General features: G+C 54.4%; 13 protein-coding genes and 2 pseudogenes. 10 read left to right on the top strand and 5 right to left on the bottom strand.

Annotated features, from left to right (window positions below; all coding sequences use genetic code 11):
* The first annotated feature begins 18 nt into the window (after nucleotides 1-18).
* The 4 genes from KPG66_RS10220 to KPG66_RS10235 all read left to right on the top strand — a co-directional run bounded on the left by KPG66_RS10220 (nucleotide 19) and on the right by KPG66_RS10235 (nucleotide 3401).
* The gene (locus tag KPG66_RS10220; RefSeq protein WP_013436085.1) at nucleotides 19-1119 is read left to right on the top strand and encodes an MraY family glycosyltransferase; all 1101 of its coding nucleotides are present in this window, start codon (nucleotides 19-21) and stop codon (nucleotides 1117-1119) included.
* Nucleotides 1120-1150: 31 nt separating this feature from the next.
* Entirely contained in the window at nucleotides 1151-1345 is a 195-nt protein-coding gene (locus KPG66_RS10225) for a hypothetical protein (RefSeq protein ID WP_237070820.1), read from the top strand.
* 30 nt (nucleotides 1346-1375) lie between these two features.
* A complete protein-coding gene (locus tag KPG66_RS10230) occupies nucleotides 1376-1744 on the top strand; it encodes a response regulator transcription factor (protein ID WP_013436086.1) in 369 nt (122 codons plus the stop codon).
* Between the two features lie 604 nt (nucleotides 1745-2348).
* A complete protein-coding gene (locus tag KPG66_RS10235; RefSeq protein ID WP_237070821.1) occupies nucleotides 2349-3401 on the top strand; it encodes an O-antigen ligase family protein in 1053 nt (350 codons plus the stop codon).
* Between the two features lie 18 nt (nucleotides 3402-3419).
* Here KPG66_RS10235 and KPG66_RS10240 read toward each other — a convergent pair whose 3' ends face one another.
* The 4 genes from KPG66_RS10240 to KPG66_RS10255 form a co-directional block, all read right to left on the bottom strand.
* Entirely contained in the window at nucleotides 3420-5309 is a 1890-nt protein-coding gene (locus tag KPG66_RS10240; RefSeq protein WP_237070822.1) for a polysaccharide biosynthesis protein, read from the bottom strand.
* Nucleotides 5296-6291 carry an MraY family glycosyltransferase gene (locus tag KPG66_RS10245; protein WP_237070823.1) on the bottom strand — a complete coding sequence of 332 codons (996 nt, stop codon included), beginning with the start codon at nucleotides 6289-6291 and terminating at the stop codon, nucleotides 5296-5298. Before KPG66_RS10245 ends, KPG66_RS10240 begins: the two co-directional genes overlap by 14 nt.
* Nucleotides 6292-6353: 62 nt before the next feature.
* A complete protein-coding gene (locus KPG66_RS10250) occupies nucleotides 6354-7310 on the bottom strand; it encodes a UDP-glucose 4-epimerase family protein (protein WP_237070824.1) in 957 nt (318 codons plus the stop codon).
* Nucleotides 7307-8128, bottom strand: a complete 822-nt coding sequence (locus KPG66_RS10255; protein WP_237070825.1) for a glycosyltransferase family 2 protein — start codon at nucleotides 8126-8128, stop codon at nucleotides 7307-7309. Before KPG66_RS10255 ends, KPG66_RS10250 begins: the two co-directional genes overlap by 4 nt.
* Nucleotides 8129-8935: 807 nt before the next feature.
* Between KPG66_RS10255 and KPG66_RS18000 the strand changes: the two are divergent.
* From KPG66_RS18000 to KPG66_RS10295, 6 genes and pseudogenes are all read left to right on the top strand, one after another.
* Nucleotides 8936-9926: pseudogene (locus KPG66_RS18000) on the top strand (IS110 family transposase).
* Between the two features lie 12 nt (nucleotides 9927-9938).
* A pseudogene (locus KPG66_RS10275) lies at nucleotides 9939-10160 on the top strand (IS3 family transposase); the annotation flags it as partial.
* Between the two features lie 161 nt (nucleotides 10161-10321).
* Nucleotides 10322-11473 (top strand): UDP-galactopyranose mutase, encoded by a 1152-nt coding sequence (glf, locus tag KPG66_RS10280; RefSeq protein ID WP_013436095.1) that lies wholly within the window; start codon nucleotides 10322-10324, stop codon nucleotides 11471-11473.
* On the top strand, nucleotides 11470-12324 hold the full coding sequence (locus tag KPG66_RS10285) for a glycosyltransferase (protein WP_013436096.1): 855 nt from the start codon (nucleotides 11470-11472) through the stop codon (nucleotides 12322-12324). Before glf ends, KPG66_RS10285 begins: the two co-directional genes overlap by 4 nt.
* 445 nt (nucleotides 12325-12769) lie before the next feature.
* A complete protein-coding gene (locus tag KPG66_RS10290; RefSeq protein WP_237070826.1) occupies nucleotides 12770-13558 on the top strand; it encodes an ABC transporter permease in 789 nt (262 codons plus the stop codon).
* A 14-nt stretch (nucleotides 13559-13572) separates the two neighbouring features.
* Entirely contained in the window at nucleotides 13573-14280 is a 708-nt protein-coding gene (locus tag KPG66_RS10295) for an ABC transporter ATP-binding protein (RefSeq protein ID WP_237070827.1), read from the top strand.
* Nucleotides 14281-14542: 262 nt separating this feature from the next.
* Here KPG66_RS10295 and KPG66_RS17575 read toward each other — a convergent pair whose 3' ends face one another.
* Nucleotides 14543-14671, bottom strand: a complete 129-nt coding sequence (locus tag KPG66_RS17575) for a hypothetical protein (protein WP_013436099.1) — start codon at nucleotides 14669-14671, stop codon at nucleotides 14543-14545.
* Nucleotides 14672-14827: the final 156 nt, after the last annotated feature.

Genomic DNA, 14827 nt, shown 5'->3' on the forward strand with positions numbered 1-14827 from the left:
CGAGGAGACGCAGTACCCATGCTCAGCTTCGCCATTGCCTTCTTGATTTCGCTGCTGGTCACGCTCGCCATCGTCCGTTACGCGAACACGCACCAGCACCTGTCGACCGATACCGATCTGAGGGGCGTACAAAAATTCCATGTTCGGCCCGTGCCGCGCATCGGTGGCGTCGGCATCCTGCTCGGACTGGCGGGCGGCGCTATGCAGCTGCGCGGCGCGTATCCATCGGTGGCCGACGGCATTCTGCTGCTGGCCGCCTGCGGCTTGCCCGCGTTCGCCTCCGGGCTGATCGAGGACCTGACCAGGCGCGTGAGCCCCTTTACGCGGCTCGTCGCGACCATGGTCGCCGCAGCACTCGCGTATTGGCTGCTCGACGCGGCCATTACCCGTATTAGCGTACCGTGGCTGGATTTTGCACTCGCGTATCCGTGGGTATCCGCGGTCATCTCGGTGCTCGCAGTCGCCGGTCTGGCCAATGCGATCAATATCATCGACGGCTTCAACGGACTCGCGTCGATGGTCGGCTTCATGATGTTCGCTTCACTTGCGTATGTCGCATTCCAAGTCCACGACCCGATCGTGCTGTCCGGCTCGCTGGTCATGATGGGGGCAATCATTGGCTTCTTTTTGTGGAACTTTCCGGCCGGACTGATCTTTCTGGGCGACGGGGGCGCGTATTTCATCGGCTTCATGCTGGCGGAGTTGGCCATCCTGCTCGTGATGCGCAACCGCGACGTTTCCGCGTGGTATCCGCTGCTGCTATTCATGTATCCGATCTTCGAGGTCTGTTTCTCGATCTACCGTAAGCGGTTCGTGCGGGGGATGTCGCCAGGCATTCCGGACGGCGTGCATTTGCACATGCTCGTCTACAAGCGGCTGATGCGCTGGGTGGTGGGCGCGCGCACCGCACGGGAGCTGACCCGGCGCAATTCGCTGACCTCGCCGTACCTATGGTTGCTCTGCCTGATCGCTGTGATCCCGGCAACGTTGTTCTGGCGACACACCGTCCACCTGTTCTGTTTTGTCGTGCTGTTCGTGGCAACCTATGTATGGCTGTACGTGAGCATCGTGCGCTTTAAGGCCCCCCGCTGGCTTGTGTTTCGTAAGCGCCCGCGCTGATTCGTCTCGGTGCGCCGGCCGCTATGCCGGGATGAGAATCAGCGTTCTGGGCGATGACCCAAGCCAGGCGGTATTCATTTGCCAAACGCTGAGCAAAGCTGGGCACATGTGCCATTCATTCTCCAAACGCCAGGCCTTCGTGCACCCGTTGCTCAGGCAAACCCTCGATCTGCTGGTGCTGGACTGGAACGTGCCCGACATACCAGGCGACGAGGTGCTCAGATAGGCCAGGCAAAACCTGCCTCCCACCCTGCCCATGCTGTTCATGACCAGCCACAGCTACGAGACGGATATCGTGTCGATGCTCAACGCCGGCACGAACGACTACATCGTGCAGCCGGTGTCCGCGCAAATCCTGCTAGCGTGCGTCGAAACGCTGCTGCGTCACGCGTACCGGCAGTCGGTGTCGGGCTCGCGCGAACAGTTCGGCGACTATACGTTCGACAGCGCGCTGCAGCCGGTGCAGGTGCGTGACACGCCGGCATCGCTGACCAACAAGGCGTTTGAACTGGCGCTACTGCTGTTTCGCAATCTCGCGCGACCACTGTCACGATCGCACATTTTTGAGCGAAACTGGAAACAGGACGTGGATATTCCGTCGCACACGATTGACACGCTTATCTAATTGACACGCATATTTCAATGATTCGCTCAAATTGCAGCTGCGTTCACACGACGCACTGCATGCGAGACCCGGTGCGCCGACAACATCGAGGTCTATCGGACGCAGCCGAAGGACACCCTGTACGGCATTGCTGAGCGCTACCTGATCCGCTTCGGAGACTAGAAGGCGCTGCAGCGGGTGAACCGAGTTGCGCAGCCGCGGAGCACGCGGACCTTTGCGACGTTGCGCCTACCGAGCCAACTGCTTAAGTGCACGCCATTGACCGTCCGCGTGCTAATGGCCGGCGTGGCCAATCGACGCGGAGGCGGCAGTTATAATGAGCGCCCTGTACGCAAGATGCCGGGCATGTCCATCGAGGATGCCATCGCCCGCGCCGCGCTGAAGAACAACCCACAGCCTCGTATTCATGTACCCGAACCGATTTGTCACAGGGGTCGCCACAGCCGCGATCATTCTTTCACCTGCGCTAGTGCTGACAATGCAGGGGGGGACCGGTTACTGCTATTTCACTTTGCTCATGTTGGCGCTAGGTTGGACAGCGCATCCGGCTAACTGGGAACGTTGTCGATCGATATGGCGCGAGTACCGACTTTATCTTATTAGCATGCTGGCGTTGCCGGTGGCCGTCCTATTTCAAGTACTCGTACTGCACACAGCCAAGCTATCGGCATTTGATTCCATACTACGGTTTGGTTTGATTGTACCCAGCTTCCTCCTGCTCGCCTCACTGCCATCCGCCCGACTCCGCTTGGTACAATGGGGCTTCGTTGCCGGAGCCATTGCAACTGGCGCCTGGGCGCTTTATGAGGTGCTGCACACCGGCTCTTGGTCCATGCCCGAACGCCTCGGCAATGCGTTCATGAACCCCATCCCTTTTGGCGGAACGGCCCTGCTGCTTGGCTTTCTTGCCTTTGCATCACTTGAACGTGACCGGAAAATCTGGTTAGGCGAATGGGCTCTTAAAATCATTGCCCTGCTATGTGGATGCTACGCCTCGTACCTGTCCGGCGCACGCGGCGCTTGGATAGCGTTACCCGTGCTCGTGTGGGCCTCGATGGCCGGACGGCATTGGTTGTCCAATCGTTGGACTGCAGCCGGGCTAGTACTGCTACTGATAGCAGCACTAGGCGCGCTTTCGACTACAAATATGGTTCAAGAACGCGTGAGCGCACTTGAATCCGACATACGCAAGCTCTCAGCAGGCAACACCGAATCGTCGACGGGCATACGTCTTGAATTATGGAAAGCATCACTGGAACTGTATGCCGAACAGCCGGTCTTCGGTGTCGGAAAAGGCCGATTAAAGGAAGGCATGATGCATTTTCCAAAGTATAAATACTTGGTGTCCGATTTCCACATGCACCTTGCGCATAATGAAATACTGTCTATGCTTGCCGAGGTGGGTACAGTGGGCTTTGTGTGCCTTCTCTTGCTTTATGGGGGACCACTACGATACTTTTGGAAATACCGACGACATTCAGACCCGACCATTACAAATGCAGCATATATGGGCCTGATTATGGTGCTGGGAACCTTCGTGTTTGGACTGACGAACGATGTTTTCGCGGTTGTGATGAATGCAGCGTTTTACGCCCTGACGACCGCGACATTGCTAGCCACCATCGCTAGTCGAAGAAGGGAACTGGCTGAGCGCTGACGCATTATAGAGGCCGTGCTATCCGGCGGCATGGGAAGCGCGATTTTTGGTAGGCACACTGTGCAGCATCGCGCCCCCAGTTGGCTGATATTCGGGGACCCAGCGTCTCAAATCACGTCGTACTTCGTCATCGGACAGGATCCGCTGTTGCATCAACCAAGGCAGCAGATCATCCAGTAAGTTACTCAGTACTTTACGCGCCCGTGCGATACGCAACTTCGGATGTGGCGTGCGAATCGTCGTTTCTTCGTCGGCTAGCAACTCCTCGTACAGCTTCTCGCCAGGCCGCAAGCCGGTAAAGACGATTTTTATCTGGTCCTCGTTAAAACCATACAGCCGGATCAGGTCACGCGCCAAGTCGGCGATACGTACCGGTTGGCCCATGTCAAGCAGGAAGATCTCCCCACCTTGCCCCATGCTCGACGCCTGCAGCACCAACTGCGACGCTTCGGGAATTGTCATGAAAAAGCGGGTAATGCCCGGATGCGTGACGGTCACCGGTCCACCGCGCGCGATCTGTTCCTGGAACTTCGGTATCACGCTGCCCGCACTGCCTAGCACGTTGCCGAAGCGCACTGTCTCAAGCTTGGTCGCACTCGTGCTCTGCTGCAACACCTGGCAGACCATTTCCGCCATCCGCTTGCTGGCACCCATTACGTTGGTTGGATTAACGGCTTTGTCGGTTGATATCAGCACAAAACGGCACACCTTGTGCCGGATTGCAGCGCTGGCAACACGATACGTGCCGAGCACGTTGTTACGTATTGCCTGCCATGCGTTAAGCTGCTCCATCAGCGGGACATGCTTGTATGCGGCGGCGTGAAAAACGATATGAGGCGCGTACCTGGCCATAACCTGGTCCAGCAGCAAAGAATCTTTGGCATCGCCGATTACCGGTTTGATCGACACGTCTGGGTAATGGTCGTGCAACTCTTCGCTGAGTCGGTATATCGCATATTCGGACAAGTCAAAAGCAATCAGTTGAACGGGACCGAAGCGCAGGATCTGCCGGCACAATTCCGACCCGATTGATCCGCCAGCTCCAGTCACCATCACCACTTGGCCCTTCAATAACGCTTCGACATGTGCGGTATCAATCGACACTGGATCGCGTCCCAGCAGGTCTTCCAGATCGATTTGACGAACTCTGGACAACGGCGACTGACCCTGCGTCAATGCAGTCAGTCTCGGCAGAACAAAGGCTTGGATTCCTGCCCGTACGCACGCGGTCGCGATACGTCGATGTGCGTCGACCGACGCAGACGGAATTGCGATGATAACGTGCCCAACCTTCAGTTCAGCGGCAAATCGCTTCAGTTCGGATATAGGTCCAAGCACTGGGTAGCCATAAAGCTCACGCCCGTGCTTCACAGGATCATCATCCAGCAAGCCAACCAGCCGCCACTCTCCCGACCGTTTTAGCTCACGGACAATACTTGCCGCCGCATTGCCAGCTCCCAATACGAAAACTGGTTTGCCTTGGCCGACCAGCCCACCGTATAGATAAAACTCCTTCGCTGCACGATAGATCGCACGAGCGCCGCCCATTCCCAGAAAAAGCAACATCGGCGAGACAGCCAACACAGATCGGGGAATGATAGGAACCGGTTGGATCATCACGGACGCAACCATCACCAGCACGGCACCGAAACAGATCGCTTTGGCGATCCGCATCAGGTCCGGCAAGCTCGCGAATACCCACATGCCGCGATATAGGCCAAGCAGCCGAAACATGGCGCCATACAGCGGCAATACCCAAACCAGTGCATGCAACGCGCCGGTGAGAAAATCGTCCGGAACCGCTCCATTAAACCGGATGATGTAGGCGCAGGCCCAGGCCAAAGCAACCGAGCATAAATCAAACGCAAAAGCACTGGTTGATAGCCATGAGGCTTTAAGTTTGATCATCGGCACCAAGACCTTCAACAAGAGTGGAACTGGCTACGTAGCTACGCCAACGCCGGTCAACCCAATAACCCATCGCCACAAGCACCAGCACCCAGCCGAACACTGCCATCCACTGATATAGGGAAACTAATCGCAAAGCGACGATGGCGAGCATTATGCCAGCCACCATCACCCCATACCAAACTAGCGCCGTAGTCGCATGCCCCAACCCCGAACGCACCATCCGTTGATAGTAATGTTCCCGGTGAGCATGCCAAAATCGCTCGCCGCGCCACAACCGCTTCAACAACGTCACAGAAGCATCGCCAATGAAGGGGGCGAATGCCAGCGCCGGAAACCACACAGGCCAGACTCCGCCTCTCCATCCCCAATAGCCAAGCGCTCCAGCAAGGAATCCAAGCGGGATCGATCCGGCGTCACCAAGGAAGACCCGGGCCGGATGGAAATTGAAAAGCAGAAAACCAGCCGCAGCACCGGAGATCGCTGCGCTCGCAGCGGCAAGTTGTACGTCCGGATGGTTGGCGGAAAGTGCCGCGTATGCATAGCCGCCAAATCCAAATAACGCCATGCCTCCCGCTAGGCCATCCGCACCGTCCATGAAGTTGTAAAGGTTAACTAGCCACAACAGCAAGAATGCCATGAGCGCCAGCTCCCACCAGGGGACAGGCGTCCGATAGGCAAACACTAACGACACCACCGCAATCAAATGACCAGTAAAACGCATCCGAGCAGGTAAGCCGCGCCGATCATCAATCTGTGACAGCGCCGCCAGCAAACCTGCCGCTGCGGCCGGCATCCATAGCTTTGGTGCGCTCATCCAGATGAGTACCACCACGACAGGAACGATACCCCAGCCCCCGACGCGTGGCGTTGGCCGCACATGTAGCGAGCGGTGGTTCGGCACATCTGTGGCGAGACGCCACGCGAGGCCGGTTTGGAGTAGGTAAGCCAAGATGGCAATAACAGCGACCAGCCCGGCCATGGCGAGTAGCACGCACGTCTCCAAAGGGGAGAGATTTAAACCCTGCATAAGAGACATTCGTTTCAGTGAGTCGCTCGATACCACATAGCGGTTTTCATCAAGCCTTCTTCAATAGAGTATGGGACACGCCACCCTAACACTTCGCTGATATGCGATATATCGAGCCGCAAGTCGCTGACTAGACGCTCAACCGCTTCTGAGCGGCCGGTAAGCCGGCCCCCAATCCGCAGCATCCGCACCGGGACAGGAATAAGCCGCGTGGGTACATTCAACTGCTGTGAAAGCGTCCGCACCAATTCCGCCACCGTCAAATCCGAGCCATCGCTCACATGAAACGTTTCTCCTGCGGCAGATGGGTGAAGCGCGCAATGTATCAATGCATCTACAAGATTATCTAAGAAGACCATGCTGCGGCGCGCATCGACGGAGCCAAGTGGCAATGGAATCCCGCGGTCAATCGCTGTCATCAAGTGCAAGAAATTGGCGCGCACACCCGGCCCATACACTAGCGGTGGGCGCACAATGACAATTTCCATGCCGGTGCTGCATCCGAATAGGGTAAGCGCTCGTTCCGCCTCCAACTTTGACAAACCATAGGGATCAACCGGTGCAGGCGTGACTGTTTCCTTTAAAGGGCTACCGCCATCCGTTTCGCCCGCTGCCTTGATACTGCTGACGAAGACAAAGCGGCGCGCTCCTGCGGCGCGCGCTGCTTTTGCAACGCGAACTGTGCCGTCAACATTAGTTGCGCGATACGCGGCAAGCGAGTGCGCAGCCTCATCGCGCATAATATGAACGCGGCCGGCGAGATGGATTACACAGTCGCTGCGGATGCAACGCGGCCACATCCGTTCGAGCCCATCAAAATCGTTTCCTACACTCAACCAATTATGTACGCCTTCGCAAGCAGGCTGACCATGACGAGCCACCCCGGTGACCCGGCCACCAAGCCCGAGCAACGCTTGGCACAACCGCCGACCAACAAATCCATTCGCTCCAGTTACAACGAAACCGGTCATATCCACTTCCAGCCAAAGCGGCGGTAAAATTTAAACGCTGATTGGGCGAACATACCGATGTGCTTAGCGCCTTTACGCGACGCTCCGCCGCCGTGGTGCACGATGCGCACGGACGGCACGTATGCGATCCGCGCAACGGCGTGAGTACGCAGGCTCAAATCGTAGTCCTCGAAGTATAAAAAATAGCGTCGATCAAAACCGCCAAGTTTCTTGAGAATGTCGGTGCGAAATAGCATGAAGCAACCACTTACGATTGGGGGATCCCAAACCACGTCTCGGCTGTTGAGGATTTCTCGCAGCTCGTAGTTGGCAAGACGATAATCAAACCACCTTTTAAGCGCTGGAGGAGCAAATCCACGCAATAGTAAATCGGTGACGGTGGGATAGCGGCGGCAGAGGTACTGCTGGGCACCATCACCACCGACGATCAGCGGCGTTATCAGTCCGACATCGGCATGCTTGTCGAGAAAATTAATTGCATTCCAAAACGCATCTTCATCAATTTCAACGTCTGGATTCAATATCAAGTGAAAACGCGATTTTGCGCCATTGATAGCCAGGTTATGCCCTTGTCCATAACCTATATTACCGTGGCCGGAGAGGACCGAAACTTTAATGTTGAAATCTGCGAGTGCAGATTTATAGTCTAAATTATGTAGGTCTGTACCGTTATCAACCAGTGTCAGCATAGCGTAAGGCTGGGTGGCTAATCCCTTCAGGCCTTCCAAGCGTCTCAATGCGGCGCCAAGACTTGTCAGCGTATTGCGCAAAACTTCCAGCGGCTGACGATAGGTGACAATTGAAACGGAGATCAGCATGGCGCTCTACAATGTATAAGTTAATCGAAGCGCCCCATCGAGGCAGCCGCAACGCAGCCTTCCCACGCCGTGCTGCGCTGCTATTTTACCGCGAGCATTCGCGTCGAACTGTCAACGTTAGTTGAAAATTTACTTTTCCGAGGTGCAGACAAACTTGGACTACTTGGAGGTAGTCCAAGTACTCGTACGAAGAGCGCATTCGAGCGGTTGAGCTGTCCATAAGACTCGGGAAACGCAACGCTGCTACCATCCGTCAGTTGGGCTACCCGACAAAAAATGCTCTCAAAAGCTGGCATCGAGAGTACGAACGATGTCATGATCTGCCGGCGCGCTATGTGCAGTCAAGGCCGAAGTACTCTGTCGAACAGAAGAAGCGGCCGTCGAGCAATATTTAAACTATGGTCACTGCCTTTCTGGAACCTTGAGGGCATTGTGATATCTGGGGCGGGGAACGCTCGCAGCCTGGGTCAACGAGCTGCGCCCTGGAACCAGGAAATGCATTGTCGGCAAAGCTGAAGGCATACCGCATCCCCGAAAGTTGAAGCAGTCGGCAGTCATCGAGCTGTGCACTCGAGAGGAAAGTACGCGCGTGGTTGCTCAAAGGACAGGCGTGAACAGGCCGATATTATATAACTGAAAAAATAAATTACTTGGTCGTGAGGTTCCGGCATCCATGAAACGCCACAACGATTCGCCGCACCCCCTGAACGGGCAGTACTGGAGCGGTCAAATCGCTTCGAGGCGACATCCGGCAATTGCGGCTTGAACACGACATCTTGAAGAAAGCCAATGAACTGTTAAAAAGGCCTGGGCGTCGACACGCATGTCGGAGCAGTAATCAGCGAAACAGGAAAGCTCCTCGGAACGCTGTCGGTGTCTACCGAAACGGCGAAATACCTTAAATTCCTGTCTTGGGCAAATTCTCTCGGCCCTCTGCACCGCGCTGGCGTTGAAGGAACCGGCACGTATGGCTCAGGCCTAGCACGCGTGCTGCACGATCACGATGTCGAGGTGCTGAAGGTTAATCGTTCTGATCGAGCTACGCGCCGATTGCGTGGAAAGTCCGATTCCACCGATGCGGAAAAGGCTGCGCGAGGAGTCCTCGCCGGAAAAGCAACGGCAATTCCCAAAGAGTAGTCTGGAGCGGCCGAAGCGATGCGAGCTGTTTCCGTTGCTCGTTGCAGCGCCGTCAAAGCCAAGCCGCAGGCGATCAATCAGTTGCGGGCGTTGTTGGTGAGTGCTCCACAGGACATCCGCGAACGCCTTCTGAAGACGGTACTGCCGAATGCATTGCAAACTACGCACGGCTGCGCTCGTTAGGCGATACACCTATGTTGCAAACGCTGGCTACCAGGCTGCGCTTGCGGAAGAGATCAAGACGCTTGATACGATGCTCGAGCGGCTAGCCCTCCAGCATGCCAGCCGGCTTCCACAACGATTTGGCGCCGAGCCTCAGACAGCGGCAGTGCTTGTTGCTGTTGCGGGCGTTAATCCCAAACGCCTGAAAAGTGAAGCTGCACTCGCAGCGCTCTAGGACACAAGCCCATTGTAGGCGTCTTCTGGCAAAACGGTCCGACATCGCCTGAACCGGGACGGCGACCGCGCTGCAAACAACGCCTTGTTGATCATTGCCATGATGCGCATGCGCAGCGATTCGAGAACACGGGCTTACGTCGAACGACGGACTAAGGAGGACATGTCTAAGAAGTAAATTCATCGCTGCCTGAAGCGCTATATCGCCAGGGAACTGTACCCGCTCATTCTGGGCAACTTGGCCGATTCGGGGCGCACTACTTGACATAGGAACGTCAATGCGCTGGCTGAAACGATCAACGGCCTGTACAGGCGGGCTGATTCATCAGCGCGCCCCTTGGAAAACGAGGGCATCCATCGAACTGGCAACACTGCAGTGGCTGACCTGGTACAGCCATCATCGGCTGATGGAGCCGCTCGGCTATAACCTGCCCGCTGAGGATGAAGGAAACAACTACAGGCAACCCAAAATGCCGCTGACGTGCCTGCATTCATTTAAACCAACCTGCCTCCACGATTGCCGGTGCGGTTCATTCCACTGGTTCCGTCATAGTCGCCCCCACCGCTACGCAATCAGTTATCATAGGCGGCTACGGGCCGCTTTACGGCGGCGTACATCGAAGTTTGACTCTCCCCGACAGGGGATCGAAAGATTGTTTCATGCGAAAGATTGGTATTGTAGGCGCGGGCTTCTCCGGCGCCGTAATCGCCCACCGCCTCGCCACACACGGTTACCAAGTACAAGTGTTCGACAACCGGGCGCATGTGGCAGGTAACTGTCATTCAGAACGCGATCCAGAGACGGGCGTCATGGTCCATACATACGGCCCGCATATTTTCCACACAAGCAACGAAAAAGTCTGGCGATTCGTCAACGAGTTCGACGAGTTTATGCCATTTGTAAACCGCGTAAAAGCAATTGCAAAAGGTCGAGTTTATACGTTGCCAATCAACCTTCTGACCATTAATCAATTTTTCGGCAAGACATTCTCTCCCGATGAGGCCCAGCGCTTTATCGGGTCGATTGGTGACCAATCGATCTTAGAACCCTGCAATTTTGAAGAGCAAGCTTTACGCTTTGTTGGGCGCGACCTTTATGAAGCCTTTTTTAAAGGCTACACTAAAAAGCAATGGGGTTTGGAACCATCGAAACTCACTGCAAACATCCTTAAACGCTTACCAGTAAGATTCAACTACGATGACAATTACTATAACAGCACGTTTCAAGGAATGCCGAAACACGGCTACACGTTTATCGTAGAAAAGTTGCTGGATCACGCAAACATTCGTTTGCAACTGAATGTCAAATTCGATCGTACACTTGCAGCCGGCTTCGACCACATCTTCTACAGCGGACCGATCGATGGCTGGTTCGATTACGGTGAAGGCCGACTCGGCTACCGTACTCTCGACTTCGAAGCAAGCCGGCACGATGGCGACTATCAAGGCAATGCGGTGATCAATTACTGCGACGTGGACGTGCCATGGACGCGCATTTCCGAACATAAACACTTCGCACCGTGGGAACAGCACGAACGCACTTTGATATTCAAAGAACATAGCCGATTTTGTGGGGAGAACGATGTTCCATACTATCCGATTCGTCTAGCTGACGAAAAATCCTTGCTAGCGCGTTATGTTGAACTCGCCCGTCGCGAGCACAACATCTCGTTCGTTGGCAGGCTTGGCACGTATCGTTACCTCGATATGCACGTCACGATTCAAGAGGCGCTGGAAACAGCGGATAGGTTCTTCGTTGCGCAGCAACGAGGTGAGCCAATGCCAGCGTTTGTTGTGGAGCCGTTGCAGTGAACATTGTAGCCGTCGTCGTAACGCGCGATCGTCCACAATTGCTGGCTCAAGCACTCGACGCGCTAGTCGGGCAGACCCGGCCGCCCTCTGGCATCATCGTCGTCGATAATGCTAGTGGCATGGAAACACAGCAGTTATTGGCAACTCGTAGCGATGTAAAAGTCTGCCGACTTGAACAAAATCTTGGCGGTGCAGGCGGATTCGCGGTCGGCATCGAGACCGCATTAGCAGCGGGCGCCGATTGGATCTGGTTGATGGACGATGATGCGATCGCTCGTCCGAATGCACTTGCACAACTCATCGACGTAGCCCACGACGCGCAACCGAGAACCGGCGCCGTATGTTCAGCTGTGTGGGAATTTGGCAAATTAGCTCCCCAGCATCGGCGCAATTTCGATCCAGCAACGTTGGCAGAGCCATCCGTACCATTTTCGGCTTACCAGACAAAATTTACTGGCATAGACACTGCATCATTTGTTGGCTTTCTGCTGAACGCGCACGCAGCCGTCGAGGTCGGATTGCCTCTGCATGAGTTCTTTCTCGCGTATGACGATACTGAATATTCGTTAAGACTAGGCAAACGAGGCTGGAAAGTGCTGCTAGCGCCCGGTAGTATTGTCGACCATATGCGTTCGCCGCTGGCCCGTTTGCGACATGGTCCATTTGGCATCAAGCACTACTACACCCTGCGCAATCAACTTGCGGTATTTCGTCACTATGGTCGAGCCCGGCCGTGGCGATTATGGCTACCGATGGTCCGCTACGCATACGTAGCCCTACGCGATCACAAGATCTCATCGCTTAGCCTATGGCGACGCTCCATTCGAGATAGCAGGCATCTCACAATTTAGATTGCTGAAGGACACTAGTCTGCCCTTTTGAGCGCCCCACTCCCCCGAAGCAAAATTTCGGGCATTCGGCTTTTCGGGGTACAATACGCTAGTTTCTAAAGCATCCGTCCGCACATGGGCAACCTTGGCAAACTTTAAACAGGATTTGAGTCTATTGTAGGGAACCCACCGGTACAACCTTCAGCACGTACAATCATCGGCTAGCGGGGCTGTAAAGCCATATCTAAAGCACACATCTCCTCATGACACTGTTTGGACACGCTCGACAGCGACGCGTCGAAGGCTTTGGCCGATTAATTTGCTTACGGAATGCGACGTAAAGGAGAAAATCGGAACAGCCGCAGTTGAATATAACGAGCTATTTAGCGATATCTAGCTCACGTGCATAGCGCGACGCGGATATCACCGCAATACAATTTCGTTTTCAATTTTTCAGCTACTGAATGTGGATTATTCGAGCGCAATAAAAGACGTCAAGGAAGGACTGCGTAAACGCACACTATGGCTAGCCCTAGGGATGCAGGACATTCGTCAGCGTTATCGTCGCTCTATGTTGGGACCGTTGTGGTTAACGGTCAGCATGGGCGTGATGATTGCTGCAATGGGACCACTCTATGGAGCACTTTTCAGTTACGATCCAGCAAGCTTCATCCCCCACCTGACACTAGGACTAATGTTCTGGGGATTCATCTCCGGGCAGATTAATGATTTTGGCGAAGCATTTTCCGCCTCTTCTCATTATCTTCGCCAGATGAAGCTACCATTATCCATGTTTGTGTTCCGGGTTATGTATCGGCATACAATTATTCTTGCACACAATATTCTCGTATACGTGTTCATATGGGCAGTCCTTCCAGTGCACTTGAATGTCAGTTTGTTGTGCCTACCATTTGCCGCAGTTCTGGTACTAGCGAACTTGTTTTGGATTGGTTGCTTGGTTAGCATTTTCTGTACACGCTTTCGAGACATGCAACCCGTAATCAGCAACCTAATTCAGGTTATGTTCTTCCTTACCCCGATTATATGGAAGGCAGAACAGCTGCCGGAAGCAAGGCAAAATCTTCTCCATTTAAATCCATTTTTCTACCTATTGGAGCTAATGCGCGAACCATTGCTTGGCGCAATGCCCGCTGCGGCAATCTGGATTCGAGCGTCTGCAATGGCCATCGTTGGGACCGCAATTGCAGCATATATGCTGGCAAGGTATCGACATAGAGTCACATATTGGCTCTGACAAGGTTTAAATAAATGCGTATTTCACTTGAAAACGTAACGGTCCGCTTCCCGATCTATGATGCCCGAGCGCGCTCATTCAAGCGCACGGTAATGGCGGCGGCAACCGGTGGTCGGTTCGTTGACAACAATCCGACAAAAAAAACTATAGTAGAAGCACTTCACGATATCAGCCTAAACATTGAAAAAGGAGAACGGGTTGCACTAATCGGTGGAAACGGTGCTGGCAAGACAACGTTACTGCGGGTACTTGCCGGTGTATATGTTCCTGAAGAAGGCACGGTAGTAGTAGAGGGACACGTGACCAGTTTGCTCGATTCTATGCTTGGAATGGACGGTGAATCGACAGGCTATGAAAATATGTATTTGCGTGGACTATTTCTTGGGTTAACGCCCCAAAAAATTGAAGCATTATCTGAAGAAATAGCCGAATTCAGCGAGCTTGGTCATTTTCTGGATATGCCTGTCCGCACATATTCATCCGGCATGACACTTCGATTAGCATTTTCAATCTCAACCATCCTCAAGCCAGAGATTTTGTTGATGGACGAGTGGATGAGCGTCGGTGATGAGCGCTTTAAGAAAAAGGCTGAAGAGCGGCTTGAAAAGTTCGTTGGTGATGCTGGTATCCTTGTCATTGCAACGCATGATCTCGGGCTCGTTGACAGATTAGCAACCCGTCGTGTAATTCTCGAACACGGTACGATCACTTCTATCACGTAAGAATAAGCGAGCATGTTCAAGCTCACAGCAAGTCGATTAGCAGGTTAACCGAAGAGCTTCGAAATAAGCGAGAACGTACCTACGATGTGGTAAGAAGAAACGCCAACCTTTTTATTCTGGGGCCTCATAGTACTATGGAAATGTACCAGCACCACGGTTCCGCTATACCTTGTTTCAGGCCGGGATATATCAGCACCAAGGCGGCCAAGTGTCTTCACGATGAACGGCCGGCCGTCACGCCGCCAGCCATTGACGTTGTACTTCATAGGCTACCTAGTCGGTCCCAGTCGATCAGATCGGCCAGACGAACCAACGGATGCTTCAAGTTGATCTGCTCGCGCAGCGGTTGGCGAAACAAATCTCCCTCTGGCACCGGCGTCTTCGGACCCATCCGAACCTCGTCGAAATTTGCAGGAATCTCGCCTCAATATGCCTGCCTCTTGCAAATCCCACAAACTGGAGATTGGTTGACCGACGAGGGTGTGCCCCACTCCGGTATCGAGATTCGATCCGGCTGCGGCTGCGGCTGCGGCTGCGGCTGCGTTCC

Source organism: Mycetohabitans sp. B2 (assembly GCF_021733735.1).
GTDB lineage: Bacteria > Pseudomonadota > Gammaproteobacteria > Burkholderiales > Burkholderiaceae > Mycetohabitans > Mycetohabitans rhizoxinica.

What these genes read in the sequence shown, in the direction of transcription:
- KPG66_RS10220 (WP_013436085.1), top strand. Translation starts at nt 19, where the DNA reads ATGCTCAGCTTCGCCATTGCCTTCTTGATTTCGCTGCTGGTCACGCTC.
- KPG66_RS10225 (WP_237070820.1), top strand. Translation starts at nt 1,151, where the DNA reads ATGAGAATCAGCGTTCTGGGCGATGACCCAAGCCAGGCGGTATTCATT.
- KPG66_RS10230 (WP_013436086.1), top strand. Translation starts at nt 1,376, where the DNA reads ATGCTGTTCATGACCAGCCACAGCTACGAGACGGATATCGTGTCGATG.
- KPG66_RS10235 (WP_237070821.1), top strand. Translation starts at nt 2,349, where the DNA reads ATGCTGGCGTTGCCGGTGGCCGTCCTATTTCAAGTACTCGTACTGCAC.
- KPG66_RS10240 (WP_237070822.1), bottom strand. Translation starts at nt 5,309, where the DNA reads ATGATCAAACTTAAAGCCTCATGGCTATCAACCAGTGCTTTTGCGTTT.
- KPG66_RS10245 (WP_237070823.1), bottom strand. Translation starts at nt 6,291, where the DNA reads ATGGCCGGGCTGGTCGCTGTTATTGCCATCTTGGCTTACCTACTCCAA.
- KPG66_RS10250 (WP_237070824.1), bottom strand. Translation starts at nt 7,310, where the DNA reads ATGACCGGTTTCGTTGTAACTGGAGCGAATGGATTTGTTGGTCGGCGG.
- KPG66_RS10255 (WP_237070825.1), bottom strand. Translation starts at nt 8,128, where the DNA reads ATGCTGATCTCCGTTTCAATTGTCACCTATCGTCAGCCGCTGGAAGTT.
- glf (WP_013436095.1), top strand. Translation starts at nt 10,322, where the DNA reads ATGCGAAAGATTGGTATTGTAGGCGCGGGCTTCTCCGGCGCCGTAATC.
- KPG66_RS10295 (WP_237070827.1), top strand. Translation starts at nt 13,573, where the DNA reads ATGCGTATTTCACTTGAAAACGTAACGGTCCGCTTCCCGATCTATGAT.
- KPG66_RS17575 (WP_013436099.1), bottom strand. Translation starts at nt 14,671, where the DNA reads ATGGGTCCGAAGACGCCGGTGCCAGAGGGAGATTTGTTTCGCCAACCG.